This window comes from Streptomyces sp. ATexAB-D23 (genome assembly GCF_000373645.1).
GTDB lineage: Bacteria > Actinomycetota > Actinomycetes > Streptomycetales > Streptomycetaceae > Streptomyces > Streptomyces castrisilvae.
Genome location: NZ_KB892013.1, coordinates 350,533 through 376,602 on the forward strand (window position 1 = coordinate 350,533; position 26,070 = coordinate 376,602).

The window sequence follows — 26,070 nt, forward strand, 5'->3', positions numbered from 1 at the left end:
TGTCGTCCGAGGGCTCAGACCGGGGCGGGTCCGGTGCTCTCCCGTACCGTCAGCTCGGGCGCCAGCAGCTCGACTTCGTCGGTGCCCCGGCCGGAGAGCTTGGCGACGACCTGCTCGACCGAGCGGCGCCCCATCTCCTGTGCGGGTATGGCCACCGAGGTGAGCCGCACCGACGCCTGGGAGGCGACCTGCTCGGGGCAGATCGCGACCACCGACACGTCCTCGGGCACCGCCCGGCCCTGCTGCCGCAACAGGTTGAGCAGCGGCTCGACCGCCGACTCGTTCTGCACGATGAAACCGGTGGTGCCGGGGCGCTCGTCGAATATCCGCGACAGCGTCTGCGCCATCGCCGCGTACCCGCCCTCGCACGGCCGGTGCAGCACGCGCACCCCGGTCTCCTGCGCCTTGGCCCGTACGCCGTCGACGGTCCGCTCGGCGAACCCGGTGTGCCGCTCGTACACCGCGGCGGCCTCACCGATCACGGCGATCTCACGGTGTCCCAGGCCGGCCAGGTGTTCCACGCAGAGCGCGCCGGTCGCCTCGAAGTCGAGGTCCACGCAGGTCAGTCCGTCGGTGTCGGCGGGCAGCCCGATGAGCACGGCGGCCCGGTCGGTCTCGCGCAGCAGGGGCAGCCGCTCGTCGTGCAGTTCGACGTCCATGAGGATCATCGCGTCGGCGAGCGAGCTGCCGGCGATCCGCCGCACGGCGGCGGGGCCCTCCTCTCCGGTGAGCAGCAGGACGTCGTAGCCGTGGGTGCGGGCGGTGGTGGCGACCGCGATGGCGATCTCCATCATCACGGGCACGTACATGTCGGTGCGCAGCGGCACCATGAGCGCGATGATGTTCGAACGGCTGCTGGCCAGGGCCCTGGCCCCGGCGTTGGGGTGGTAGCCGAGCTGCTGGATGCTCTGTTCGACGCGCTCGCGGGTGGCCACCGAGATGGAGCGCTTGCCGCTGAGGACGTAGCTCACCGTGCTCGCCGAGACTCCGGCGTGCTGCGCGACCTCGGCCAGGGTGACCATTCAGCTCTCCATCACGGACGTCGTCGGGCCCGGCATGCGAACCGGTCTGCTCCGGCACTTTCGGTCAGATGCGGCGAAGCGCTTCGACTCCGCCCTCTCCACCTGCGACATGGAGAGACAGCGCGAGCCTAGACCCGCTGGGTTCACATGTCCAGACCAGTATCGAAGCGCTTCGACTCCGGGTTTCGCCGCCATCCAGACCCGGGAGCGGCCGTGGCGGCGGCCGCTTCGGCCACCGCCACGATATGCCTGCCCGCCGGTCCCGCGTCACATCGGCTCAGGTGCCGAGCAGGACCGGGAAGGACTCCATGTCGTTCTGCGTCATCACCGGGAGGTTGCGCAGCTCCGAGTCCGGTACGGCGAGCCGCAGGCGCGGGAAGCGGGCGAAGAGCGCCGGCAGGGCGATGCCCGCCTCGACCCGGGACAGCGCGGCGCCGGGGCAGATGTGCGGCCCGTGCCCGAAGGTCATGTGCCGGATGGGGGTGGCGCGCGTGATGTCGAAGGCGTCGGCGTCGGGTCCGTGCTGCTCGGGGTCACGGCCGATCACCCGGTAGGAGATGACCACGCCCTCGCCCTTGGCGATGACGTCGTCGCCCACTTGGATGTCCTCGGTGGCGAACCGCATGAGCAGGTGGGTGGTGGGGGTGTCGAACCGCAGGGTCTCCTCGATCACGGTCTCCCAGGGGATCTCTCCGTCGAGGACCATCCGCAGCTGCCCGGGGTGGGCCAGCAGGGCGCGTACGGCGTTGAGGATGAGCCCGATCGTGGTCTCGTGCCCGGCGGCGACCATCGCCTTGAGGTTGCCGATCACCTCCTCCTCGGTCAGCGGCTCGCCGCCCTCCTCGGCGAGGATGAGCCCGGAGGTCAGGTCGTCGGTCGGCCGCGCGGTCTTCTCGCGTACGAGCCCGGCGTAGAAGTCGTCCAGGTCGGCGAGGAGGGCGAGGCGCTCGTCCTGCGGGGTGAGCATCGAGAAGAAGGCCTTGTACTGACGGGTCAGCATGGCGTTCTCCGCCGGGTCGACCCCCATCAGCATGCCGACGACCCGCATCGGCAGCGGCTGGGCGAACACCGCCTTGAGGTCGACGACGGCTCCGTCCCGGCCACCCTCCTCCAGCGCGTCCAGCAGCTCCGCGGTGAACTTCTCGATGTCCGGCCGGATCGCCTCCAGCCGGCGGGGCGTGAGCGCCTGGGAGGTCTTTGTCCGCAGCCGGCGGTGTTCGGCGCCGTCGACCGTGAACATGGACCGCCCGGCGTCGATCATCCCGATGAGCGGCCACTCGCGTGTGACCGCGCCGCTCTGCCACAGCCCCCAGGCGCCGATGTCCTTCACCAGGCGCGGGTCGACCAGGAGCTGCCGGGCGTCCGCGTGCCGGGTGAGGGTCCAGGCGGGCACGCCCAGGAGCTCGATCCGCGCCAGCCGTCCGGCGTCGCGCAGCCGCGCCGTCTCCCCGTCCAGGTCCCGGACCATGGGGTCGATCACGACGGTCCCACCGTGCTGGGCCGCTGCCTGGGTGGCGTGGGGGCAGTTCACGAGAAGTCTCCTGTCGTACGTACGGGGGTGAACCGGACGGGGAGCGAGGTGTTGCCGCGCAGGAAGGCGGAGGGCCGTCGCACGAGGTCCTCGACGGGGACGTCGAGCCGGAGATCGGGCAGCCGGTCGAGCAGCACCTCGATGCCGGTCCTGGCGATGATCTCGGCGATCTCCTGGGCGGGGAACGGGCACCGGTACTCGCCGTGGCTGAAGGCCAGGTGCGCGCCGTTGCCGCCCTGGGCGGACGAACCGCCGGCGGACAGGCCCGAGCGGATCAACGGGTCGGTGTTGGCGGCCCCGAGGCCGAGCAGCAGCATGTCCCCGCGCCCGATCCGCTGTCCGCCGAGCTGGGTTTCGCGTGCGGCCCAGCGCCCGGCGAGGATCTGGGTGGGGGTGTCCTCCCACAGCACCTCGTTCATGGCCTCGCCGATGCTGCGCCGGCCGTGGACCATGGAGTCGGCGAACTCGTCCTCGGTGAGCATCAGCCGCAGGGAGTTGCTGATCCAGTCCGCGGTGGGCAGATGACCGGCGGCCGTGACGGCCATCAGGTCGAGCGTGTACTCCTCGTCGGTGAACTTCTCGGGGAAGGCCAGCATGCGTGAGGTGACGTCGTCCCCCGGCTCGGCCCGCTTGGCGGCGACCAGCCGCGCCATGTACTCCCCGAACCGCAGATGCGCGCTCTGCGCCTCCGGCCCGCCGTCCGCCAGGTCCTTCAGCACCTGGGCGATGCCGATGCCCTCGTCGTCGGGGAAGCCGACCAGACGGGCGAGGACGAGCACGGGGAGGGGTTCGCAGAAGTCGGCGACGAGGTCGGCGGTGCCCCGGCTGCACACGTCGTCGACCAGCCGGTCGGCCAGCTCCTCGCAGTGGCTGCGGATCCGGAACGGGTCGGCGCCTTCGAGTGCGGGCCCGACCATGCGGACGTGGCGCCGGTGCTCCTCCCCCGCGCTGAAGTAGATGGACGGCAGGGGCCGTCCCACCATCGGCAGCAGGGGCCAGTCCTCGGGGATGTGCGGCCACTGGTTCCAGAGGCCGACATCCCGCGGGAACAACTCCCCGTCGCTGGTGACGCGGTGGAGCTCGCGGTACCCGACGACCAGCCAGGCGGGGAAGCCGCCGGGCAGTTCGACGGGGACGACGGGCCCGTGGTCGCGCCGCATGGCGCGGTAGACCACCTGGGGTTCCGTCTGGAATCCAGGACCCCAGAGCGGGACGGCACCGGCGTGGGCCGGGCAGCCGGACGGGGGTGGCGGAGCGGCGACTGCGGGCTCCGCCGGAGAGGGGTGTGTCATGAATCCTGACTCCTGGGGCGACAACTGCACGCGTCAAGATCACGCGGTCAACACCCGTTCACTATAAGGAGTTTGCGTGACGCAGGAACTACAAACTGCGAGCAATTCCGAACCCCGGGCGATCAAAAAGGGTGACAACCATGCACCTTTGACGCGCATCGCTCCGAGCCGCGCGGACCGCGCACCCCGCGTGACCCCCGGCCGGACCTCCCGGGCCGCTGCCGGGGCCGAACACCGGCCCCGGCAGCGCCCGTTCGCCCCGGCCGGGGGTCACGCCGCGTACGGGTGGGCCGGGTAGGTCAGATAGCCCGCGTCGCCGCCCTGGTAGTACGTGGCCTCGTCGACGGGTGCGATCGGCAGTCCGGCGCGCAGGCGCTCGACGAGGTCGGGGTTGGAGATGAAGGCCCGGCCGAAGCTGATGAGGTCGGCGCCCAGCCCGAGCCAGTGGTCGGCGTCGTCCCGGCCGGTCTGCTTGGGCCCCATCGGGACCACGGGGTTGACGACGAGCGTGCCCGGCCAGGCCCGGCGCAGGGTGAGGAGCACGTCCTCGTCCGCGGTGGCCTCAAGGTGCACGTAGGCCAGACCGAGCGGGGCCAGTTCGGCCAGCAGCGCGGCGTACAGCTCGCGGACCTCGCTCTCCCGGACCCCCCAGAACTCGCCGCCCGGGGAGAGCCGGATGCCGGTCCTGGCCCCGCCGACGGCGTCGACGGTGGCGGTCACGGCCTCGACGGCGAAGCGGATCCGGTTGGCGACCGGGCCGCCGTAGCGGTCCGTGCGCAGGTTGGCGTTGGACGAGAGGAACTGCGAGATCAGGTAGCCGTTGGCGCCGTGCAGTTCCACGCCGTCGAAGCCCGCCTCGACGGCGCGCCGGGCGGCGCGGGCGTACGACCGGGCGTGCTCGGGCACTTCAGCCGTGTCCAGGGCGCGCGGTGTCGGGGCCGGCTGCGGCCCCGACGGGGTGAACACGTCCCCGGTGGCGGCCACCGCCGACGGCCCCACCGGCCGCATGCCGGTGGTGTCGGGATGCGAGACCCGGCCACCGTGCATGATCTGGGCGAAGATCCGTCCGCCGTTGGTGTGCACCGCCGAGGTCACCGGCCGCCACGCGGCGACCTGCTCGTCGGTGTGCAGCCCCGGCGTACCCGGGTTGGACTGCCCGATCGCGCTGGGCTGCACACCCTCGCTGACGATCAGTCCGGCGGTGGCCCGCTGGGCGTAGTAGGCCGCCATCGAGGGCGTCGCCAGTCCGCCGGCGGCGGCCCTGACCCGCGTCATGGGGGCCATGACGACTCGGTTGGGCAGGGTCAGGCCACCGAGCGGGTAGCTGCTGAAGAGGGTCGTCACGTCAGAACTCCTTCACGTCCGCGGCGCCCGGAGCCGGGCACAGCAGCTACGCTAAAACCTGACACTGACGTCAGAGGCAAGTGTTTGTGACGCAGGACACAGGCCCGGCTCGGACACGGGCCACGGGACAGCGCGGAACACGGCCGGGAGGCTTCATGCGGATCGGGCAGCTCGCGTCACGGACCGGAGTCAGCGTCCGGTCCGTGCGCTACTACGAGGAGCAGGGGCTGCTCACGGGCGCCCGCAGCCCCGGCGGCCAGCGGATCTATACGGACGCCGATGTGGAGCGGGTCGTGTTCATCCAGCGGATGTACGGCGCGGGCCTGTCCAGCCGCACCATCGCCGAGGTGCTGCCCTGTGTGGACGCGCCGAGCGAGGCGAACTCGGACTCCGCGCTGGAGCGGCTGGCACTGGAACGCGACCGGCTCGACGCCCACATCGCCGAGCTCCTGCGGACGAGGGACGCCCTCGATGTGCTGATGGCCACGGCTCGGGCCCACCGGGACCAGCTGGGGACGGCCCCGCTCAGCCGGTGACAAGTCCGGGGTCGCTCGTGCCGGGTTCGCCCGTCTCGACATGGCCGGCGAAACGGCGGAGGAACGTGGTGTCGCCGTCGTCGGCCACGGTGATGTCGTACCAGTGGCCGCTTCCCCGCAGATCGAGGGTGCGGGTCACGGTCTCGCCCGCGGCCACGGTGACGGTCCGCACCGCTCCCCCGTAGGCCGCCGCGCTGCGGACGGTCAGCCGGGCGTTCCCGGGGCCGGCGTGGGCGAAGGTGAGTTCCAGCTGTCCGCCGGCCGCCACATGACGCGCCGTCACCTCGGGCCCGGCCGTCTTCCCCGGGCCCCGGAACGAGCGCAGGAATCCGTTCGGGCCGTGGACGGTGAGGTCGGTCAGCCCGTCGGAGTAGGCGGTGTTCCAGGTGTCCGCGAGCGTGTCACCCGCCCCGGTGGTGTAGGTCCAGGGCCCGTCGGTGCGGTTGGCGGACGTCACGAGGAACTGCGCGCCGGCCGCCGGACCGGCGCCGAAGGTGAGCCGGTATGTGCCCGCGGCCGGATCGGCGGCCCCGTCGACCAGCGGCGCGTAGGGCAGCGGGCGGGTGGGGCGCGTGCCGCGTTCCTGGCCCGGCACCGCCCCGGTGGCGGGCGGCACGGGTACGTAGTCGGGGTGCCGGTCGCCGTCCGGGGGCTCGTACCCGGCCGTGGAGGGCAGGTCGGGCGCCGAGGTGTCCGTACGCCGGAAGTCGAACGCGGAGGTCAGGTCGCCGCAGACGGCCCGCCGCCAGGGCGAGATATGGGGCTCGTGGACGCCGAAGCGCCGCTCCATGAACCGGATGACGGACGTGTGGTCGAAGACCTCGGAGCAGGCGTAGCCGCCGGTGCTCCAGGGCGAGACGACGGTCATGGGGACGCGCTGGCCGAGCCCGTACGGTCCGGCGGCGTAACGCGCGTCGCCGGGGAAGTAGTCGGCCGAGGTGTCGACGGTGGACAGTCCCTGCGCGGGGCCGGACGGGACGAAGGGCGGCACGACGTGGTCGAAGAAGCCGTCGTTCTCGTCATAGGTGAGGAAGAGGGCGGTACGTCCCCAGACCTCGGGGTCGGCGGTCAGCACGTCCAGCACCTGGGCGATGTACCAGGCTCCGTAGTTCGCGGGCCAGTTGGGGTGTTCGCTGAAGGCCTCGGGGGACACGATCCAGGACACCGAGGGCAGCGTCCCGGCCCGGATGTCGGCCCTGAGGTCGTCGAGCAGCCCGCCGCCGCCCTTGATGTCACTGCCGGTGCGCGCCTTGTCGTACAGGGGGTCGCCGGGCCGGGCGTCGCGGTAACTGTTGAAGTAGAGAAGCGAGTTGTCGCCGTAGGTGCCCCGGTAGGCGTCGTTGATCCAGCCCCAGGAGCCGGCGGCGTCGAGCCCGTCACCGATGTCCTGGTAGACCTTCCACGACACCCCGGCCTGCTCCAGCCGCTCGGGGTAGGTCGTCCAGCCGTACCCCGCCTCGTCGTTGCCCAGCTCGGGCCCCCCGCCGGTCCCGTCGTTGCCGGTGCAGCCGCTCCACAGGTAGTAGCGGTTGGGGTCGGTCGACCCGATGAACGAGCAGTGGTAGGCGTCGCAGACGGTGAACGCGTCGGCGAGCGCGTAGTGGAAGGGGATGTCCTCCCGCGTGAGGTGGGCCATCGTCGTCGCCGTCTTGGCGGGCACCCACTGGTCGTAGGCCCCCTTGTTGAACGCCCGGTGGCCGCCCGCCCAGTCGTGGTTCAGGTCCTGGAGGAACTGCATCCCGAGTTCATCGGCCGGCGGCCGGAACGGCAGCACCTCTCGCCCGGCCGCGTCCGCCTGGTGCCAGACCGGCTTCCCGCCGGGCAGCGTGACGGGCCGCGGGTCGCCGTACCCCCGTATGCCCTTCATCGTCCCGAAGTAGTGGTCGAAGGAACGATTCTCCTGCATCAGGACGACGATGTGCTCGACATCCTCGATGGTGCCCGTACGCCCCCGCGCCGGGAGGGACGCGGCGCGGGCGATGCTGCCCGACAGCGCACTGAGGGCGACGGAGCTCCCGGCGAGCTTCAGGAGCCGGCGGCGGTCGATGTCTGCCATGGGTGGGGGCCTTTGCGGGTGGGGGGATGGGCAAGGGGCGAACCTACCCGCCGCGCCGGTGTTCATTCCCCGGCCGGCCGCCTCGGCCCACTGCCCGGATCCGGCAGGCTCACGGCCACGTCGTTGCCGACTCGCCCTCTTGATGGCGGGGCCCGGCACCGCGAGGCTGTGCGGGCAGTAAGCACCGCCGAGAGGGCGCGAGGGCCTGTCTTCGAACTGCCGTCGTCGCCCGGCAGACGCAGCTCGAAGACAGGTCCTGGGGACGGCAGTTCGAAGACAGGTCCTGGGGGGCCGCAGGTGAGACACGTACCGTTCTTCCGCTGGGTCCTGACGCTCGGCGTGCTGCTCATCGCCTGCTCGGCGGCCGTCTACGCGGCCGTGCCGGAGATGCCGGAACTCCGCCAGATCGATCTGACCGTGCTGCGGGAGGAGCCGGACGGGGCGTGCACCGTCCGGTGGACGGACCCCTTCGACCACAGCGAGCACGAGGCGGCCCACCAGTGCGACGCCCGACGGGCCGACAGCCTCAAGGCGCCGTACTACGACCCGGAGACCGGGCACGGATGGGAGAGCGGCTTCGTGGTCGCCGAGGGCTCGGCCAGGGGCCGGCTGTACACGCTGGGCCAGGACGACGAGACCATCGACGACCGGATCGATCTGTCCGACACGCTGCTGATCACCGGTCTGCTGCTGACCACCGCCGGCCTCGTCGGCGGGAACATCCGCGCGGCGGCCCGGCTGAGCGGTGTCCGGCCGGACGTCGTCCGCCGTGCCTGGCAACTGGCCTACGGCGCCGCCGCGGTGGAGGAGGACCACACCCGCGCCGTCGAAGCGGTCCGTGCGGCATGGGCCCCGCTCCAGCGGGAGCGCGTACAGGAGGAGATGGGCCGCATCCCCGTGAAGTCGCTGCGCAACGACGCCAAGCAGGGCTTCCGGACGGAGGAGTGGGAGAAGGCCGGTATCCACACCGCGCGCGACGTGCTCGACGCGGGCGTCTGGAAGCTGGGACAGCTGCCGGACGTCGGCCGGCGCACGGCGGAGCAGGCGGTCGCCGCGGCACGGCACCTGGCCGACGGGGCGGGCCAGGACGTACTGGTGCGCCTCTCGGCCGAAGACCGGTCCGACCCCCGGACCACCTCGCTGGTCACCGCCCTGCGCGTCCTGGTGGAGGCCGGCCCCCGGGGAAAGGAGGCCGCGGAAACCGCCCGCGAGCTGGCCGAGCGCCTGGAACCCCTGCTGGCGGACGCCGACGCCGCCTCGACCCGATCCGGCATGTTCCGGGCCGGTCCGGAGCGCCGCGGCCGGGCCCGAGCCGCCGTGGCCGGACTCCGCCGCATCCTGGCGGAGGCGGAGCAGGACGCCCTCGTCCCGCGGTTCGGACAGACCTCCGTCGACCTGCTGCGTGGACCTGACAACGAACTGGACGCGCTCGCCGCGTGGACGGACTTCGAGCGCCGTCCGGGGGACTACTACCGGGTGCTCGCGGAGGTCACGGCAGCCGGCTCCGGATGGCGGGCCCCCTCCCCCGGCGGCGGGCTGAGCGTGGAGGTGTAGGTACCGCCCTGCGGCAGGCCGGCGGCGGCCATGCGGTCGTACTCGGCCAGGATCAGGTCCTTCGTGCGGTACGTGCCGTACCGGGCCTCGTCCCTGCGCCGGACGACGGGGAAGGTGTCCAGGATGTGGCCGACGTCGTCGCGGGCGATCTCGTAGAGGTGGAAGAGGAGCGCGTCGAGTTCGGCGCGGATGTGGCGCCGGCGGGCCTCGTCCCAGCGGAAGGGTGCGCCGGTCTCGCCCAGGTCGGTGGCGAAGGGCCTCATGTCGTGTGCCGTGTAGGTGAGTTCGAGGACGCGCCGGGTCAGGAAGTCCGAGAAGCGGCGGACGGTTTCGGGCGGCAGTACGGGGAGCTGGCGGATGTAGAAGAAGTTGAGGTTGAGTCCGGCGACCTTCTGGCGGGTGACGAAGTCGTAGACGAAGGAGTTGAAGTGCGCCGCGAGGGCGGCGCTGTCCCGCGAGTTCCTGGTGCACAGCAGGAAGACGGAGTCGCCGATCGCCGAGGGCGGGAGGATCGCGGAGATCATGGTCCGCTGGTTGGTGGGGCTGCTGATGCGCAGGAAGGCGAGCCAGCCGGGCGGAGCGTCCCGCGGTGTCCCGGCGCTGTCCACCCAGCTGCCCGGCACGGCGAGACGGGATGCCGAGGCCCGGTCGGCGGCGCTCAGATAGGACGGCTGGTTCTGACGCTTCACGGCGGTCGCGCTCTTGACGACGTCGGCGGCGCGATGGTTGTAGGCGTCGACCATCTTCGCCTCGTACAGCGGGAGCATGGACCGGTCGGCCCGCAGGAAGCGGTTGCCGCAGGGGTGCCAGCCGCCGGCCGTCAACTCCTCCCGGGTGCGGAAGAGATGGGAGTCGTTGGACATGTGGAACATCGTCCTGAACGTCACGCCCCACGGGTTACCGTCCGGATCGCCCTCCTTGATCAGGACGGGGACCCGGCCGTAGATGCCGAGGGTGATCTCGGCGTCGCGGCGGGAGCGGAAGACGGGGCAGGTGCCCGTGTTGGGGTTGAGGAGCGTGATCTCCTCGGGCGTGAGGGTGAACACCTTGCGTTCGTCGCGGAGTTCGGCCGGGTCGTGCAGGAAGAACGCGAACCTGGCGGCGGGTTCGCGCAGCGCCCGGCCGGTCACGGACAGGATGCTGAACTTGAACGAGCGGTGGACGTCGGGGAAGACGGGTGCGGCGTTCTCGAAGTCGTACAGGGCGGCGATCGACCCCTCGGTCACCAGGTCCCGGAAGAAGAACTGGGTCGTCGCGTCGGTCGCGATGCCCGTCGGCACGATGACACCCATGCGGCCGCGCGGTCCGGTCAGCGCCCGGCCCGTCTCGGCGAAGACGGCGTACGTGTTGATGTCGCCGCGCCCGGTCAGCGGATGGCGTCCGGCGCCGCGCAGGAAGTGGCTCTCGCCCTCCGCCCTGCGTTTGGCCACCTCGAACTCCGCGTGGAGGCCGGTGCCGTCCCCGTCCTCCTTCAGCGCGGCGATCAGGCGCTTGCGGGTGGCGGCGGTCTTCGCGGCGGCGATCTCCGCGTCACGCCTGGCGAAGAACTCCTGTTCCTGGAGCTTGATGCGCTCCCACGGCGGGTTGCCCAGGACGCAGGCGAATCCGCCGGCCCACCCCGTGGCCGCGTCGACGCCCTCGCCGGACCCTGGGACGGTGAAGACCTCGGGGAACTCCAGGTGCCAGTGGAAGAACCGGTGCCGGCGCCGCAGGCGCACGATCTCCTCGTGGGTGGCCCGGGACACCGCGTCCGATGCCGCGTCCCGGAGGCTGCGGAAGACCCCCTCGGTGACCGCCGGCGGGGCGCCGTCCGCCTTGCGCGCCATGAACGCGGCGCACCAGGCGTCGGCGACGTGCCGCGCGCGCACGTACCGCGCGGACCCGGCGAGGTCGCGGTAGGCGGCTTCCTGCCCGCGCACCTCGGCGAGGGTGTCCGAGGGGGCGTCGGCGATGGAGCGCAGGCCGGTGGCCAGCGCGGTGTTGGCGGCCCCCGCGGCGGTGTCCTCGTCGAACGGGCCGCTGTCACCCCGCCGCTCGGCCCGGTTCCGCCTCGCCAGCGCCCTGGCGTACTCCTTGTCGTCGCCGGCGAGCGGCCTGAACGCCGCGTCCGGGATACCGCCCCGCAGCAGGGCCGGGGTCGCCCCGATCAGCGCGTTGCCGTGCTTGACGTGCGCGTCCAGGAACCCCAGCGGCCTGCCCGGCTCCAGGGCCTCCAGCCACAACGACACCTTGGCCAGCTCGACAGCCATCGGGTTGAGGTCCACGCCGTAGACGCAGTGGGCGACGACTTCGTTGAGGGCGTGCCGGAGCGCGCCCGGTGTGGGTTCCGGGGTGTCCTCCCGGACCGCGGCGACGCGTTTGGCGATCCGCCGGGCCGCCGCGACGAGGAAGTGGCCGGAACCGCAGGCCGGGTCGCAGACCGTGAGGGCGAGCAGCTCGCGGACGACGGTGCCGGGCGCTCCGGTGGCGCCCGCCGCCGCCCGCTCGCCGCGGTCGACGGCGGCGTCCAGGACCGGGTCGAGCGCGGAGTCGAGGAGGCATTCGACGAGCGAGGAGGGGGTGTAGTAGGAGCCGGTCGTCTTACGGGTGTTGCCGGGCAGCTCGACCAGTTCGAAGGCGCGGCCGGCCGGGGCGAGCCGGGGGACGAGTTCGAGCAGGGACTCGTAGACGGAGCCCAGTTCCTCGGCACCCAGGTGGCGGTAGTCGACCGTACGCGGACGGCCCGAGCCCGGGTCCCGGACCTGGGAGAGGTGGCGCACGGCCGTCAGCAGGTGCTCGTCGGAGAGGGACAGTCCGCGCAGCGGGGCGTCGGTCTCCGTCGCGTCGAAGATGCCGCCGAGGCCGGGCAGGCCCAGTTCGGGGCGGCCGTTCTCGTCGCCGAGGGCGTCCAGGACGACGCGCAGCGACTCGTACAGGCCGCCGTCCCCGGTGCCGCCGGGCTCGCGGGCGTGGGCGCGCAGCCGGGCGGAGGAGAAGTACGCCTCGTAGCGGGATCGGGCCGGGGCGCCCGCCGCCGGGGACAGCAGGGCGTCGCGGTCCTCGGCGACGAACACGAAGAGCAGGCGGTAGACGAGGCGCAGGAGGGCGTTGTGCAGGGCGTCGGCGTCGGTGCTCGCGCGCAGGGCCGCGTTGGCGGGGTGGCGCAGGAAGCCGGTGCCCAGGGTGGTGAGGGCAGCCCGGACGCCCTTGCAGAGCTGATCCAGGGTCCGGGTGCCGGAGGCGATGGCCTCGGTGCGCCACGTCTCCAGCAGGCAGGTGGACGGCGCGGCTCCCGGCTCCACCGCGAAGCGGGAGGCGTGCAACAGCCGGTACAGCAGGGCGAAGTCGCTGAACAGCTCCCCGTCGAAGATCGCCTCCAGGTCGAATTCGAGGTGGGCCGCGGTGGCCCGGGGGCCGGAGGACCGGAGCAGGCGCACCCGGCGGCCGTTGGTGAGGACACCCCAGAGGTGGGCCTCTGTGCGGTTGAGACATTCCTGGAGCAGGGAGTGGGGCGGGGCCTGCCCGGCGCGGCGCGTGTCGAGACCGTGGTCCCAGGCCGTCTGGTGGATCACGACGTGGTGCCAGCGGTGCGAGACGGGAAAGGTCTTCGCCGGGCCGGAGTCGGACGCGATGCCCGCCGGGCCGATGGCCGTGAGCGGGCCGTAGCCGAGTGCGTGCCAGAGCGCGGCCGGCCAGTCGCCGCTCGCGCGGCCGGCCGGTGGAGGCGAGGCGGCGGCCCCGGGGGCCTGCGGCAGACGCGCGCGCAGTTCGCGCCAGAGGGGCTTCAGGTGCTCCCAGCTCCGTCCGGCCTCCTCCCGCACCGCGCGTGGGGTGGCCGGACCGTGGTCCTCGGGCCGGCAGCCGGTGACGTCCTCGCCCTCGGCGATCCGGACCAGCAGGTCGCCCGGCAGGAGCGCACCGGCTGTCCTGACGGCGGCGAAGACCTGGTTCGAGGGGATGGCGGACATCGGACGGACTCTACGTGGTCGCCGCGCGGGTCGCCGCCTCGGACGGGTGGCCCGCCCATCGCCCCGGCCGGCCGCGCCGGTGTTTGGCCATCCTGGCCACCGTTCCAGGTGATCACGGTGGCCGTCCGCCACCGGTACGGGCCGCGCGCCCGTCGAGGGGGGAGTCACGTGCGGGGTGGCGCGGGCCGGGGGTCCAGGAGGCTCCTCCCTCTACGATCGAGCGTGTGTGCGCAAATGTGATCGTCGCCGAAGACGACGAGAATCAGGCCGAACTCCTCCGCCGCTACCTCGAACGGGAGGGCCACCGCGTGACCGTCGCGCCCGACGGACTCGCGGCTCTCGACGCGGTCCGGCACGGGGAACCCGACCTGCTGCTGCTCGACGTGATGATGCCCCGGGCCGACGGCCTCGACGTCGTACGGGTACTGCGCGCCGAGCAGCGGGAGTTGCCGGTCCTGATGCTCACGGCCCGCACCACGGAGGACGATCTGCTGCTCGGCCTCGACCTGGGCGCCGACGACTACGTGACCAAGCCGTACAGCCCGCGTGAGCTGATGGCCCGGGTGCGTACGCTGCTGCGCCGCAACCGGCGGGGAGCGGGCGGCGAACCCGGCGACGCGGGCGTGCTGACGGTGGGGGCGCTGGTGGTCGACCCGGCCCGGCACGTGGTGTCGGTCCAGGGGCGGGCCGTGGAGTGCACCCCTGGCGAGTTCCGGATTCTCTCCGCGCTCGCGGCCGAGCCGGACCGGGTGTTCTCCCGGCAGCAACTCCTCGCCGAACTCCACGGATTCGACCGCTACATCAGCGACCGCACGGTGGACGTGCACGTGATGAACCTGCGCAAGAAGATCGAACCGGCCCCGCGCAGACCGGTGCGGCTGCTCACCGTCTTCGGTGTCGGCTACAAGCTGACGGACCCGGCGAAGGCGGCGACCCGTGCGGCGTCCTCGTAGCGCGCGGCGCCCCGGGTCGGCCGCCCCCCGGGCGCAGGTCCCGTTGCGCAAGAGCCTGTTCGCCCGGCTGCTGGCGGTCTCGGCGCTGGTCGCCGCCTGTTCGGTGGCGGCGACCGCCTGGCTCGCCGTGCAGACGACGTCCGGCGCGATCCGCCAGGAGCAGGGCCAGAACCTCACCGCCGACGCCCGGATCTACCAGCGCCTGCTCGGCTACGCGGCGGCCCACCCCACCTGGGACGGTGTGGAGGAGACCGTGCGGGAGCTGGCCGAGCAGTCCGGCCGGCGGATCGCGCTGACGACGCAGGGGCGCGCCCCGCTCGCCGACTCGGCGGCGCCCGAGCCCGCGACCGCGCTTCCGGCGCAGGCGTCGGCCGTCGTGGACCCTCTGGCGGTGGACACGGCGCTGTCGGCGGAGAGCGCCGGCGGGTCCGGGACCACCACCGACCGGGTCGACCCGCGGGCGGTCGGGCCCTTCCGGCTGCCGGCGTCGGAGCGTACCCGGCTGCGGAAGGCCGCCGACCGGAGCGTGGCCTGCCTCAGCGGCTTCGGGATCGCCTCGGACGTGGTCGCCGGCGCGAGCGGGCGGCCTCTGATCCAGGTGGTCGGCGGCAACGACCCGGAGCGCCTCCGAGGCACCCGCTGCGCCGTCGACGCGCTGGACACCCCGACCGCCACCGAGGAGAAGGCGCTGAAGGCGCTGAACCAGCTGGCCGACGCCTGTCTGAAGCGCCAGGGCCGCGAGGGCGTCCAGCTGAAGCTGGGTTTGTCGTGGGGTCAGGCGGCCGATCCGGTGCCCGCGGAGGCGGTGCCGATGCCCGCGGAGGGGTACCCCTCCCTGCCGCCGACCGCCGAGCCGAGCGTCGCACCGAGTTCCGCGCCCGAGCCCGGGGTCCGTGAGGAGCGGACCGCGATGCCGGGCGTCACGCCGAGCCCCGGCTACCAGCAGACGGCCGGCAACAGCGAGGACGACCGGGCCATCGCCTCGTGCGTGGGCACCGCCCGCCGTGAACAGCTCAGCTCGTACGTCGCCTCGCCCGCGCTGCTGTTCATCGGCGACACGGGCGGCGCCACCGTGCCCGGCTTCGACCTCTCCCCGGCGAACACCGCCCGGATCGCGGGCGCAGCGGCCCTCGTGCTGGCCCTCACCGTCGGCGCCTCCGTGCTCGTCGGAGCCCGGCTCGTACGCCCCCTGCGCGCCCTGACCGGTGCCGCCCAGCGCATGCGGGACGGGGAGGACACCGCGCCCGTCGTGGTCGCCGCCGACAACGAGATCGGGCGGCTCGCCGCCGCCTTCAACGACATGTCCGCCCACCGTGCCCGGCTCGAAGCCCAGCGCAAGGCCATGGTCAGCGATGTCGCCCACGAGCTGCGCACCCCGCTCAGCAACATCCGGGGGTGGCTGGAGGCGGCGCAGGACGGGGTCGCCGAGCCCGACCCGGCGTTCATCGCCTTCCTGCACGACGAGGCGGTGCAGCTCCAGCACATCATCGACGACCTCCAGGACCTGGCGCAGGCCGACGCCGACGCGCTGCGGCTGCATCCCGAGCCCGTGCGGATCGAGGAGCTGCTCGGCCAGGTCGCCGCCGCGCACCAGGCCCGTGCCGACACGGCGGGCGTCGTGCTGAGCGTCCAGGCCCCGCCGCCCGGCCGCCCGCCGCCCGCTCTGACGGCCGACCCGGTCCGGCTGCGCCAGGCCGTCGGCAACCTCGTGTCGAACGCGGTCCGGCACACTCCGGCGGGCGGGGAGGTCACGCTGCGGCCGTACGGCTCCGACGAGGGGGACGCGGTGCTGGTGGACGTGGCCGACACCGGCAGCGGCATTCGGGCCGACGACCTGGCGCATGTCTTCGACCGGTTCTGGCGCGGCGAGAAGTCCCGCAACCGCCGCACGGGCGGCAGCGGGCTGGGTCTGGCGATCGTGCGCAAGCTCGTGGAGGCGCACGGCGGGACGGCCACCGCGGCGAGCGTCCCGGGGCAGGGGTCGGTGTTCACGCTCCGGCTTCCCGCGGACGGCAACTCCCCGGCGGGGCAAGGGTCCGGCGACCCTGATGCGATGACCACAACGATCTGACAGCTTCCTCACATGTGGGCGCGAGCCTGTCCGTACGCCTCGCGCCGCGGTGCGCACCCGCACCGCGGCCGCTCCTGAGGCCGATCCGGAATGGAGCTTCGCCCATGCCCCTGCGCACGTCCCTGCGTACCGCCCTCCTCGCCGCCGTCGTGGCCGGCGCGGTGTGCGTACCGGCCACGTCGGCCTTCGCCGACTCCGCCACCCCCTCGCCCGCGCGGACCCAGTCCCCGGCGGAGCCGTCCGCCGAGCCGTCCGTCGAGCCCTCGGCCGAGCCGACCGAAGCGCCTTCGCCCATGCCCTCCGAGGCGCCGCGCGGCGGTGTCGCGGCCGGTGAGCAGCCGGCCGGCACCTCGGGCGGCCACACCGGCGCCATGACGGGCTCCGCCGCCGCGGCCGCGCTGCTCGTCGCGGGCGCCGGCACGGTCGTCCTGCGCCGCCGCACCGCCCGCCGCGACGGCTGACCCGTCCCGCAGCCGATGAGCAGGCAGTGGCGCCGCCCTTCCCCGGGCGGCGCCACTGCCGTACGTACGACCCCTGGAGCCCGTTCCGATGCCCCGTAACCGCCCCGTTCGCCGCACCGCCCTGCCGGTGTCCGCCTGTCTCGCCCTCACCGCGCTCGTCGCCCTGACCGGCTGCTCGTCCACCGTCCTGTCTCGGGAGCCCGCAGCCAAGTCCCCGGCGGCGGCCGCGAAAGCACCGGCCTCCCCGGCCCCGGCCACCGCCACCGCCCGGCCGCCCGTCCACGTCTCCATACCGTCCCTCGGCGTGGACAGCGAGGTGATGCGCCTCGGCCTCAACCCCGACCGCACGGTGGAGGTGCCGCCGGCCGACAAGGGCATGACGGTCGGCTGGTACACCGGGAGCGCCGCACCCGGCGAGCCCGGCGCCGCCGTGCTCATCGGCCACAACGACACCCGGTACGGGCGGGCCGTCTTCCACGATCTGAAGAAGATCGCGAAGGGCGCGGACATCGTGGTCCGGGACGGCCGGGGCACCGACATCCACTTCGAGGTCACGGGCCGTGAGACGGCGAGCAAGAACGCCTTCCCGACCTCCCGGGTCTACGGGCACACCACGGACCGCGCCCTGCGGCTGGTCACCTGCGACGGCGCGTTCGACGCCGACGGGCACCCCGTGGACAACCTCATCGTGTACGCGACGAGGAAGTGACGGGCGGGGAGCGGCGTCCGGCACCTACAGGTGCTGGCCGCGCTCCTTCGCGAGGCGCTGGCGGCGGGCCTCGTACAGGACGATCGACGCGGCGTTGGAGGCGTTGAGGGAGCTGGCCGAACCGGTCATCGGGATGCTGATCACGTGGTCGCACCGCTCGCGCCAGGCCGCGCTGAGGCCCGCCGTCTCGTTGCCGATGACCAGCAGGACGGGACGGGTCAGGTCGAACTCCGCGGCGTCGCACTCCCCGTGCTCGTCGGTGCCGACGACGACCACCGGCCGGCCCCGCTCGCGTTCCCCGTCCAGCCACTGCGCGACCTCGCGGTGCGAGGGGGTGCGGACCACGGGCAGTGCGAAGAACGAGCCCGTGGTCGCACGGACCGCCTTCGGGTCGTACGGGTCCGCCGCGTGGCCCGTCACGACGAGTCCGCGCGCGCCGAAGGCGTCGGCGGAACGCACGATGCTCCCGATGTTCCCCGGCTGCGTCGGGCGGTCGAAGACCAGGCCGAGGAAGTCCTCGTCGACCGTGATCCGGGACAGGTCGTCCGGTGCCATCTCGACCACGGCCAGGACCTCGGGGGCGCCCTCGGTCTTTTCGCTGAGCTCGGACAGCAGTTCCGGGGCCATGGCGATGCGTTCGGTGCTCACGCCGCGCATCAGCTCCTCGGCCCAGCGGGAGAGGGGACGGCTCGCGTCGTACAGCAGGGAGCGGATCGTCCACCCGTGCTCCACGGCCATGGTCACCGGCCGGACGCCCTGGACGAGGAACTCGCGGGCGCGCCCGCGTTTGGTCCGGTTGGTGAGCAGCGTCTGGAACTGCTGAAAGCGGGCGTTGCGGGTCGAGATCCGCTGCACAGCCACCGGGGGTCCTTTCAGAGGTGATCGCGGCGCCGGCGACGGCGATCGGCCGCCCCCGGAAACCAGAAATTCCCACGGTTCGTGAAGAACCGTGGGAACTGGATGAGTGTCCGAGGGGGGACTTGAACCCCCACGCCCGATAAAGGGCACTAGCACCTCAAGCTAGCGCGTCTGCCATTCCGCCACCCGGACCAGGTGATCCGCCGCGGTCTCCCGTGGCGACAAAGAAAACAATACCAGGGGTTCGGGGCGCCTCTCACCTGCGTATCCGGTGGCCATCCGGCCGCCCCCGCCCTGGTCAGCGCGGTGCGGGGGCGCCGGGGACGCCTTTCGCGGCGGGCACCGGCCGCTCGCGCACCCAGCGTCGCGGGCCACGCACGGTACGTGGCGCCGGAGGGTCGGCGGCGGGGTCCACCGGCCGGTGGGCGGGGCGGGTTACTTTCGCCTGCATGAGTGATCGCCGCTCCCGTCCGCCCCGCGCGCTGTCACCGCTGCGTGAGCACCTGCGCGACACGTTCTGGTTCGCCCCGGCGCTGACGCTGGTCTGCGCGTGCGTGCTCTGGTTCGCCGCGGCGGCGCTGGACGAGGAGATCGTCTCGTACCTGCGTGACGAGCGGGCGTACGACGAGCTCCAGGACCTGATCTCCGTCGCCGAGGACACCAAGCAGATCGTCGTCACGGTCAGCTCGGCGATGATGACCTTCATCGGTGTGGTGTTCAGCATCTCGCTGGTCGCCGTGCAGATGGCGAGCGGGCAGCTCACGCCCCGGGTGGTGCGGATCTTCGTGCGGAGCCGGATCAGCAAGCTCACGCTGTCGGTCTTCCTCGCGACGTTCGTGTTCTCGCTGCTGGTCCTCAGCTCCTACGAGAGCGAGACCGATCCGCGCCGGGTCACGTCCCTGCCGTTCGTGCAGAGCGTGCTGACCGCGGTCCTCGTCGCGCTCAGCCTGCTCCTGTTCATCGTGTACGTGAGTTCCACGCTGCGTCTGATGCAGATCGGGCCCGTCCTCGACCGCATCACCAAGGACACCTTCCGGGTCCTGGGCCGGATGCCCGCAGGCCGGCCCGGCGGCGGTGCGCTTCCCGACGAGACCGCGCGGATCGCACACACCGGACGGGCCGGGGTGCTGCGGGATGTCCATGTGGCGCGACTGGTGCGGGCCGCCCGGCGCCGGGGTGTCGTGCTGCGGCTGATCCCCCGGCTCGGGGACTTCGTGGTGCCGGGCACGCCGGTGCTCGCGGTGCACGGCGGGGCGGCGCCCGCCCGGTACGCGCTGCGGTACACGGTGTCCGTGGGTGTCGAGCGCACGCTCCATCAGGACCTGGCGTTCGGGCTGCGCCAGTTGTCGGACATCGCGCTGCGGGCGCTGTCCTCGGCGGTGAACGACCCGACGACCGCCGTGCAGAGCCTGGACCGGATCGTGCAGGTGCTCGCGGCCACCGTGCGGCTGCCGCTGGGCACGGTGCATCACCGGGACCGCGCGGGGGCGGTGCGGCTCGTGCAGGACGTGCCGGGGTGGGAGGACCTGGTGGACCTGGCCTTCGAGGAGGTACGCCGGTGTGCGACGGACGCCCCGCAGGTGACGCGGCGGCTGCTGGCGGGGATCGACGACCTGATGCTGCTGGCCGCGCCGGACCGGCAGGGCCCGCTGGTCCGGCACCGCGCCCTGCTGGTGCAGGCGGTGGAGCGCGCGGTGCCGGACGCATCCGAGCGGGAGTTCGCCCTGTTCCCCGACCGGCAGGGCATCGGCTGAGCGGGCGCCTGCGGCCGGTTCAGCCGTTGCCGCCGAACGCCGCGTCGAAGGACGCGCCCGGCGGGTCGAAGTCGAACCGCTTCAGGGACGCCAGCGCCTCCGGGGCCCCGGCCAGCCGGTCCATGCCGGCGTCCTCCCACTCCACCGAGACCGGGCCCTCGTAGCCGATGGACCGCAGCATCCGGAACACGTCCTCCCAGGGCACGTCCCCGTGTCCGGCCGAGACGAAGTCCCAGCCGCGTCGCGGATCGCCCCACGGCAGGTGGGAGCCGAGCCTGCCGTTGCGTCCGTCGAGCCGCTTGCGGGCCTCCTTGCAGTCCACGTGGTAGATCCGGTCCCGGAAGTCGTACAGGAAGCCGACCGGGTCCAGGTCCTGCCAGACGAAGTGGCTCGGGTCGAAGTTCAGCCCGAAGGCCGGCCGGTGGTCCACCGCCTCCAGGGCGCGCTTCGTGGTCCAGTAGTCGTACGCGATCTCGCTGGGGTGCACCTCGTGGGCGAAGCGCACGCCCTCCGCGTCGAAGACGTCGAGGACCGGGTTCCAGCGTGCGGCGAAGTCCTCGTAACCCCGCTCGATCATGTGCGGCGGGACCGGCGGGAACATCGCGACCAGGTGCCAGATCGAGGAGCCGGTGAAGCCGATGACGGTGTCGACACCGAAGGCGGCGGCCGCCCGCGCGGTGTCGGCCATCTCCCGCGCGGCGCGGCGGCGCACCCCTTCCGCCTCGCCGTCGTCCCAGATGCGGGCGGGCAGGATGCCCTGATGGCGTTCGTCGATGGGGTGGTCGCAGACGGCTTGGCCGACGAGGTGGTTGGAGATGGCCCAGCACTTGAGCCCGTACTTTTCGAGCAGTTGGTGGCGGCCCTCCACGTAGCCGGGTTCGGTGAGGGCTCTGTCGACCTCGAAGTGGTCGCCCCAGCAGGCGAGTTCGAGTCCGTCGTAGCCGAAGTCCCGGGCGTGCCGGCAGACCTCCTCCAGGGGGAGGTCGGCCCACTGGCCGGTGAACAGGGTGAAGGGGCGGGGCATGCGGACGGCCTCCTAGAGGGGTACGGGGGTGAGGACGGAGTTCTTCGCGGCGCTCTCCTCGACCGCGGCCAGCACCCGTTGCACCTGGAGGCCGTCGGCGAACGACGGCACGGGCGGCGCTCCTTCGGCGATGGTGCGGATGACGTCGCGGGCCTGGTGGACGAAGGTGTGCTCGTAGCCGAGGGTGTGGCCCGGCGGCCACCAGGCCTCCAGGTAGGGGTGGTCGGGCTCGGTGACGAGGACCCGCCGGAAGCCTGCCGTGGTGGCGGGCTCGGTGTGGTCGTGGAAGGACAGTTCGTTGAGCCGTTCCAGGTCGAAGGCGAGCGAGCCGCGCTCCCCGTTGATCTCCAGCCGCAGGGCGTTCTTGCGGCCGGCCGCCATCCGGGTCACCTCGAAGGAGGCGAGGGCTCCGGAGGCGAGCCGTCCGGTGAACACGGCGGCGTCGTCCACCGTCACCGCGCCCGTTCCCCCCGCCGCACCCCCGCCGCCGAGGCCCCCGGACGGCCCGGCGGGCAGGGGGCGTTCGCGTACGAAGGTCTCGCTCACCGCCGACACCGCCACCAGTGGCTCCCCCGCCAGGAACTGCGCGAGGTCCACGACGTGGGCCCCGAGGTCGCCGAGCGCGCCTGAACCGGCGCGCTCCTTCTTCAGCCGCCAGGTGAGCGGCGACGCGGGGTCGGTCAGCCAGTCCTGGAGGTAGGCGGCGCGGATGTGCCGCAGGGTGCCGATGCGGCCGTCGGCGATGAGGCGGCGGGCGTGGGCGAGGGCGGGCACCCTGCGGTAGTTGAAGCCGACCATCGCCGTGCGGCCCAGCGCGGCGGCGCGCCCGGCCGCCGCCGTCATGGCCAGCGCCTCGTCGACCGTGTTGGCGAGCGGCTTCTCGCACAGCACGTGCTTGCCGGCCTCCAGAGCGGCGACGGCGATCTCCGCGTGGCTGTCGCCGGGGGTGCAGATGTCGACGAGCTGCACGTCGTCGCGGGCGATCAGGGCGCGCCAGTCGGTCTCCGAGGCGGCCCAGCCGTGCCGGCCGGCGGCGGCTTCGACGGCCGTGCGGTCCCGGCCGCAGATCGCGGCGAGGACCGGCCGCATCGGCAGGTCGAAGACGTGGCCCGCGGTGCGCCACCCCTGGGAGTGGGCGGCGCCCATGAACGCGTACCCGACCATGCCGATGCCGAGCGGTGGCGCGGCCGTCTCCTGCTGCGTCTGATCCCTACGGGCCATCCGGGGCTTCCTCCTCGTCGGTGGTTCGGCGAATACGGGCGCGGGACGGCTCAGTTGAAGCCCGTCGGCAGGTACTGGTCGACGTTGTCCTTGGTGACGACGGCGGAGTACAGGGTGAGGCTGGTCGGGATCTCCAGCTCGGCGAGGCCGGCCACCCCCTTGCCCTGGCCGAGGGCGCGGGCCAGGTCGATGGCCGACGCCGCCATGGTCGGCGGGTAGAGGACGGTGGCCTTCAGCACGGTGTTGTCGGCCTTGATGGCGTCCATGGCGGACTTGGCGCCCGCGCCGCCGACCATCAGGAACTCGTCGCGGCCGGCCTGCTGGATGGCGCGGAGCGCGCCCACGCCCTGGTCGTCGTCGTGGTTCCACAGGGCGTCGAACTTCTTCTGCGCCTGGAGCAGCTGGGCCATCTTGGCCTGCCCCGACTCGACCGTGAAGTCGGCTGCCTGACGGGCCACCAGCTTGATGTTGGGGTAGTTCTTCAGGGCGTCGGCGAAGCCCTCGCTGCGCTGCTTGGTGAGCTCCAGGTTGTCGATCCCGGCCAGCTCCACGACCTTGGCGTTCGGCTTGTCCTTGAGCTGTTCGCCGATGTACGTACCGGCGTTGAGGCCCATACCGTAGTTGTCGCCGCCGACCCAGCAGCGGTAGGCCTGCGGGGAGGCGAAGATCCGGTCCAGGTTGATGACGGGTATGCCCGCCCGCATGGCCTCCAGGCCCACCTGGGTGAGCGCCTTGCCGTCGGCCGGGAGGACGACGAGGACATCGACCTTCTTGTTGATGAGGGTCTTGACCTGGCCGATCTGGGCGGCGGTGTCGTTGGAGCCCTCGGTGGTCTCCAGGGTCACTTCGGAGTACTTCTTCGCCCGGGACCTGGCGTTCTCGTTGATGGCGTTGAGCCAGCCGTGGTCGGCCTGCGGTCCGGCGAAGCCGATGGTGACGGGTTTGCCCGGCCGGTCGTCGGCGGCGGGCGCGCCGCTGGTCGCGGCGGTGTTCTTCTCCTTGGGCTCGTTGCTGGTGCAGGCGGTCAGGAAGGCGCCCGCGGAGACCGCTGCGGTGCCGAAAAGCAGTCCTCTGCGGCTGGTTCGTGGCATGGCTGTGGAACCCTTCATCCGGTGGGTGAGCGGTGGTGGGGCGTGGGTCGGGGGCGCGGCCCGGTCAGGTCTCCGCGCGCGGCGAGGTGCGGCCCTGGACGAGGACGGCGGCGACGATGATCGCGCCCTTGGCGATCTGCTGCACATCGCTCTGCAGGTTGTTGAGCGCGAAGATGTTGGTGATGGTGGTGAAGACGAGGACGCCGAGGACGGAGCCGACGATGGTGCCCTTGCCGCCGCTGAGCAGGGTGCCGCCGATGATCGCGGCGGCGATGGCGTCGAGTTCGTACAGGTTGCCGTTGGTGTTCTGGCCGGAGCCGGAGAGGACGATCAGCATGAAGGCGGCGATGCCGCAGCACAGCCCGGACAGCAGGTAGAGGTAGAGCCGCTGCCTGCGGACGTCGATGCCCGCGAGCCGGGCGGCCTCGGCGTTGCCGCCGACGGCGACGGTGCGGCGGCCGAAGGTCGTGCGGTTCAGCAGCAGCCAGCCGGCGACGGTGACCGCGGCGAAGATCAGGACCAGCGGTGGGATGCCGAGGACGTAGGAGCGGGGCAGTCCCAGGTCGAGGACCGAGGTGACGGTGACGATCTGGGTCTTCCCGTCGGTGATCATGAGGGCCACACCGCGCGCGGAGGCGAGCATCGCCAGCGTCGCGATGAACGGCACCACCCGCCCGTAGGCGATGAGCACCCCGTTGACGAGACCGACGCCGAGGCCGACGAGTACGGCGGTGAACAGGATGCCGGCGAACCCGTACTCCTGGGTGGCGAGGGTCGTCGCCCAGACGGAGGCGAGCGCGACCATGGCGCCGACCGAGAGGTCGATGCCGCCCGAGGTGATGACGAAGGTCATGCCGACGGTGACGACACCGATCACGGACGCCTGGGTCAGGACGAGCTGGAGGTTCCCGGTGTCCAGGAAGGCTTCGGGTTCGGTGATCCCGCCGACGGCCACGAGCACGGCGAGGATGCCCAGCAGGGACAGGGTGTGGAGGTCCACGCGCAGCCCGAGGGGGCGCGGGGGGCCGGTTTTCTTCAGGGTCACGGGGGCGGGGGCCCGGTCGGGTCCGCTCTGCCGCGCCGAGGGGGCTGGGTGGGTCATGCCGTCGGGCTCCCTTCCATCACGAGATCGAGTACGCGGTGCTCGTCGAGTTCGGTGGCGTCCGCGGTGTGCACGACGTGCCCCTCGCGCAGGACGAGGACCCGGTCGGCCAGGCCCAGCACTTCGGGGACCTCACTGGAGACGAGCAGGACGGCGAGCCCCTCGTCGGCCAGCCGGCGGATCACGGCGTAGAGCTCGGCACGGGCGCCGACGTCCACACCACGGGTCGGTTCGTCCAGCAGCAGGACCCGGCAGCCGCGCAGCAGCCAGCGGGCCAGGACCGCCTTCTGCTGGTTGCCGCCGGAGAGGGTGCGCACGGGTGTGTCCGGGTTGTCGGGGTGCAGCGAGAGGGCGCGGGTGGCGTCCCGGGCCGCCTTCCGCTCCGCCCTGCGGTCGAGCCAGCCTGCCCTGGAGTAGCGGGACATGGTGGACAGCGAGACGTTGCGGGTGACGGATTCGAGCATCAGCAGGGCCTGCGCCTTGCGTTCCTCGGGGGCGAGGCCGATGCCGGCGGCGACGGCGGCGCGTACGCTTCCGGGCCGCAGCGCCCTGCCCGCGACGGTGACCCGGCCGGCGGTGGGCCTGCGGGCTCCGTAGACGGTCTCCAGGATCTCCGAGCGCCCGGAGCCGACGAGTCCGGCGAGACCGACGATCTCGCCGGGCCGCACCTCCAGGTCCACCGGGGCGAACTCCCCTTCCCTGGCGAGGGATTCGATGGTGAGGACGGGGTCGGCGGTCCGCCCGGACCGGGGCGCGGGCCGGGGCGGGAAGACGTACTCGACCTTGCGGCCGGTCATCATCGCCACGATGTCGTGCGTGGGGGTGGAGGCGGCGGGGAGCCCGGAGGCGACGGCCCGGCCGTCCTTGAGCACGGTCACCCGGTCGCCGATGCGGCGGATCTCCTCCAGCCGGTGCGAGATGTAGACGACGGCGACGTCCTCGGCGGTCAGCGCGGCGATGACCCGGAAGAGGTTGCCGACCTCGTCGGGGTCGAGCGCGGCGGACGGCTCGTCCATCACGATGAGGCGCACGTCGTGGGAGAGCGCCCGTGCCATGGAGACGATCTGCTGCTGGGCCGCGGAGAGTTCACCCACCGGGCGGGCGGGGTCGATCTCCGGGTGCCCGAGCCGCGCCAGCAGGGCTGCGGCCTCGGTACGGCCCCGGCGGGTGCGGACGACGAAGCCGGCGCTGGTGGGCTCGTGGCCCAGGAAGACGTTCTCGGCGACCGACAGGCCCCGGACCAGGTCGAGTTCCTGATAGATGGTGGCGATGCCGAGCCGCATCGCGGCCAGCGGCGACTTGAGCTCGGCCGGTGCGCCGCGCCAGGTGATCGCGCCCCCGTCGGGCTGGTGGGCCCCGGCGAGCACCTTGATGAGGGTGGACTTGCCGGCACCGTTCTGGCCGAGGAGGCAGTGCACCTCACCGGCCTCGACCTCCAGGTCCACACCGTCGAGGGCGCGGACACCGGGGAAGGACTTGGTGATGCCGGACATGGTGAGCAGGGGTGGGTGCGGAGCCATGACGAATCCCCTCGGCGGATGGGG

The 26,070-nt window shown here is 72.7% G+C and carries 19 protein-coding genes and 1 tRNA gene; 7 read left to right on the plus strand and 13 right to left on the minus strand.

Features of this window, described 5'->3' with window-relative positions; translation table 11 throughout:
- Positions 1 to 14: 14 nt before the first annotated feature.
- From B082_RS0114685 to B082_RS0114700, 4 genes are all read right to left on the minus strand, one after another.
- Positions 15 to 1,022 carry a LacI family DNA-binding transcriptional regulator gene (locus B082_RS0114685; protein WP_018552565.1) on the minus strand — a complete coding sequence of 336 codons (1,008 nt, stop codon included), beginning with the start codon at positions 1,020 to 1,022 and terminating at the stop codon, positions 15 to 17.
- A 277-nt stretch (positions 1,023 to 1,299) separates the two neighbouring features.
- The gene (locus tag B082_RS0114690; protein ID WP_018552566.1) at positions 1,300 to 2,553 is read right to left on the minus strand and encodes a cytochrome P450 family protein; all 1,254 of its coding nucleotides are present in this window, start codon (positions 2,551 to 2,553) and stop codon (positions 1,300 to 1,302) included.
- A complete protein-coding gene (locus tag B082_RS0114695; RefSeq protein ID WP_026249789.1) occupies positions 2,550 to 3,845 on the minus strand; it encodes a cytochrome P450 in 1,296 nt (431 codons plus the stop codon). Before B082_RS0114695 ends, B082_RS0114690 begins: the two co-directional genes overlap by 4 nt.
- Positions 3,846 to 4,115: 270 nt before the next feature.
- Positions 4,116 to 5,189 carry an alkene reductase gene (locus tag B082_RS0114700; RefSeq protein ID WP_018552568.1) on the minus strand — a complete coding sequence of 358 codons (1,074 nt, stop codon included), beginning with the start codon at positions 5,187 to 5,189 and terminating at the stop codon, positions 4,116 to 4,118.
- A 155-nt stretch (positions 5,190 to 5,344) separates the two neighbouring features.
- On the opposite strand from B082_RS0114700, the gene B082_RS0114705 reads away from it, so the two are divergent.
- Positions 5,345 to 5,725, plus strand: a complete 381-nt coding sequence (locus B082_RS0114705; protein WP_018552569.1) for a MerR family transcriptional regulator — start codon at positions 5,345 to 5,347, stop codon at positions 5,723 to 5,725.
- On the opposite strand, the gene B082_RS0114710 is transcribed toward B082_RS0114705, so the two are convergent.
- Entirely contained in the window at positions 5,715 to 7,781 is a 2,067-nt protein-coding gene (locus B082_RS0114710; RefSeq protein WP_018552570.1) for a phosphocholine-specific phospholipase C, read from the minus strand. The two genes, B082_RS0114705 and B082_RS0114710, sit on opposite strands and share 11 nt — an antisense overlap.
- A 297-nt stretch (positions 7,782 to 8,078) precedes the next feature.
- Between B082_RS0114710 and B082_RS0114715 the strand changes: the two genes are divergently transcribed.
- Positions 8,079 to 9,335: a hypothetical protein gene (locus tag B082_RS0114715; RefSeq protein WP_018552571.1), complete on the plus strand. Its 1,257-nt coding sequence runs from the start codon at positions 8,079 to 8,081 to the stop codon at positions 9,333 to 9,335.
- Here the strand turns inward: B082_RS0114715 and B082_RS0114720 are convergent.
- On the minus strand, positions 9,251 to 13,282 hold the full coding sequence (locus B082_RS0114720; RefSeq protein ID WP_018552572.1) for an Eco57I restriction-modification methylase domain-containing protein: 4,032 nt from the start codon (positions 13,280 to 13,282) through the stop codon (positions 9,251 to 9,253). The genes B082_RS0114715 and B082_RS0114720 overlap by 85 nt on opposite strands.
- Positions 13,283 to 13,506: 224 nt before the next feature.
- On the opposite strand from B082_RS0114720, the gene B082_RS0114725 reads away from it, so the two are divergent.
- The 4 genes from B082_RS0114725 to B082_RS0114740 all read left to right on the plus strand — a co-directional run bounded on the left by B082_RS0114725 (position 13,507) and on the right by B082_RS0114740 (position 17,476).
- Positions 13,507 to 14,235 (plus strand): response regulator transcription factor, encoded by a 729-nt coding sequence (locus B082_RS0114725; protein ID WP_026249790.1) that lies wholly within the window; start codon positions 13,507 to 13,509, stop codon positions 14,233 to 14,235.
- The gene (locus B082_RS0114730) at positions 14,219 to 16,306 is read left to right on the plus strand and encodes a sensor histidine kinase (protein ID WP_026249791.1); all 2,088 of its coding nucleotides are present in this window, start codon (positions 14,219 to 14,221) and stop codon (positions 16,304 to 16,306) included. The genes B082_RS0114725 and B082_RS0114730 overlap by 17 nt, the downstream gene beginning before the upstream one ends.
- 104 nt (positions 16,307 to 16,410) lie before the next feature.
- On the plus strand, positions 16,411 to 16,767 hold the full coding sequence (locus B082_RS0114735) for a hypothetical protein (protein ID WP_018552575.1): 357 nt from the start codon (positions 16,411 to 16,413) through the stop codon (positions 16,765 to 16,767).
- Between the two features lie 88 nt (positions 16,768 to 16,855).
- Entirely contained in the window at positions 16,856 to 17,476 is a 621-nt protein-coding gene (locus B082_RS0114740; RefSeq protein WP_018552576.1) for a class F sortase, read from the plus strand.
- A gap of 24 nt (positions 17,477 to 17,500) precedes the next feature.
- On the opposite strand, the gene B082_RS0114745 is transcribed toward B082_RS0114740, so the two are convergent.
- Both B082_RS0114745 and B082_RS0114750 read right to left on the minus strand, forming a co-directional pair.
- Complete coding sequence (locus B082_RS0114745) at positions 17,501 to 18,331, minus strand: RNA methyltransferase (RefSeq protein ID WP_018552577.1); 831 nt, start codon at positions 18,329 to 18,331, stop codon at positions 17,501 to 17,503.
- 110 nt (positions 18,332 to 18,441) lie between these two features.
- A tRNA-Leu gene (locus B082_RS0114750) sits at positions 18,442 to 18,526 on the minus strand.
- A 257-nt stretch (positions 18,527 to 18,783) separates the two neighbouring features.
- Here B082_RS0114750 and B082_RS0114755 point away from each other — a divergent pair.
- The gene (locus B082_RS0114755; protein WP_018552578.1) at positions 18,784 to 20,088 is read left to right on the plus strand and encodes a DUF2254 domain-containing protein; all 1,305 of its coding nucleotides are present in this window, start codon (positions 18,784 to 18,786) and stop codon (positions 20,086 to 20,088) included.
- Between the two features lie 19 nt (positions 20,089 to 20,107).
- Here B082_RS0114755 and B082_RS0114760 read toward each other — a convergent pair whose 3' ends face one another.
- From B082_RS0114760 to B082_RS0114780, 5 genes are all read right to left on the minus strand, one after another.
- Positions 20,108 to 21,112: a sugar phosphate isomerase/epimerase family protein gene (locus B082_RS0114760; RefSeq protein WP_018552579.1), complete on the minus strand. Its 1,005-nt coding sequence runs from the start codon at positions 21,110 to 21,112 to the stop codon at positions 20,108 to 20,110.
- A gap of 12 nt (positions 21,113 to 21,124) precedes the next feature.
- Positions 21,125 to 22,333: a Gfo/Idh/MocA family protein gene (locus B082_RS0114765; protein WP_018552580.1), complete on the minus strand. Its 1,209-nt coding sequence runs from the start codon at positions 22,331 to 22,333 to the stop codon at positions 21,125 to 21,127.
- Between the two features lie 50 nt (positions 22,334 to 22,383).
- Positions 22,384 to 23,424, minus strand: a complete 1,041-nt coding sequence (locus B082_RS0114770) for a substrate-binding domain-containing protein (RefSeq protein ID WP_018552581.1) — start codon at positions 23,422 to 23,424, stop codon at positions 22,384 to 22,386.
- 64 nt (positions 23,425 to 23,488) lie between these two features.
- On the minus strand, positions 23,489 to 24,526 hold the full coding sequence (locus B082_RS0114775) for an ABC transporter permease (RefSeq protein ID WP_018552582.1): 1,038 nt from the start codon (positions 24,524 to 24,526) through the stop codon (positions 23,489 to 23,491).
- A complete protein-coding gene (locus B082_RS0114780; RefSeq protein WP_018552583.1) occupies positions 24,523 to 26,046 on the minus strand; it encodes a sugar ABC transporter ATP-binding protein in 1,524 nt (507 codons plus the stop codon). The genes B082_RS0114775 and B082_RS0114780 overlap by 4 nt, the downstream gene beginning before the upstream one ends.
- Between the last annotated feature and the right edge of the window lie 24 nt (positions 26,047 to 26,070).

Coding starts and splice junctions, on each gene's coding strand:
- B082_RS0114685 (WP_018552565.1), bottom strand. CDS start 1,022: ATGGTCACCCTGGCCGAGGTCGCGCAGCACGCCGGAGTCTCGGCGAGC.
- B082_RS0114695 (WP_026249789.1), bottom strand. CDS start 3,845: ATGACACACCCCTCTCCGGCGGAGCCCGCAGTCGCCGCTCCGCCACCC.
- B082_RS0114705 (WP_018552569.1), top strand. CDS start 5,345: ATGCGGATCGGGCAGCTCGCGTCACGGACCGGAGTCAGCGTCCGGTCC.
- B082_RS0114710 (WP_018552570.1), bottom strand. CDS start 7,781: ATGGCAGACATCGACCGCCGCCGGCTCCTGAAGCTCGCCGGGAGCTCC.
- B082_RS0114720 (WP_018552572.1), bottom strand. CDS start 13,282: ATGTCCGCCATCCCCTCGAACCAGGTCTTCGCCGCCGTCAGGACAGCC.
- B082_RS0114735 (WP_018552575.1), top strand. CDS start 16,411: ATGCCCCTGCGCACGTCCCTGCGTACCGCCCTCCTCGCCGCCGTCGTG.
- B082_RS0114740 (WP_018552576.1), top strand. CDS start 16,856: ATGCCCCGTAACCGCCCCGTTCGCCGCACCGCCCTGCCGGTGTCCGCC.
- B082_RS0114755 (WP_018552578.1), top strand. CDS start 18,784: ATGAGTGATCGCCGCTCCCGTCCGCCCCGCGCGCTGTCACCGCTGCGT.
- B082_RS0114760 (WP_018552579.1), bottom strand. CDS start 21,112: ATGCCCCGCCCCTTCACCCTGTTCACCGGCCAGTGGGCCGACCTCCCC.
- B082_RS0114765 (WP_018552580.1), bottom strand. CDS start 22,333: ATGGCCCGTAGGGATCAGACGCAGCAGGAGACGGCCGCGCCACCGCTC.
- B082_RS0114770 (WP_018552581.1), bottom strand. CDS start 23,424: ATGCCACGAACCAGCCGCAGAGGACTGCTTTTCGGCACCGCAGCGGTC.
- B082_RS0114775 (WP_018552582.1), bottom strand. CDS start 24,526: ATGACCCACCCAGCCCCCTCGGCGCGGCAGAGCGGACCCGACCGGGCC.
- B082_RS0114780 (WP_018552583.1), bottom strand. CDS start 26,046: ATGGCTCCGCACCCACCCCTGCTCACCATGTCCGGCATCACCAAGTCC.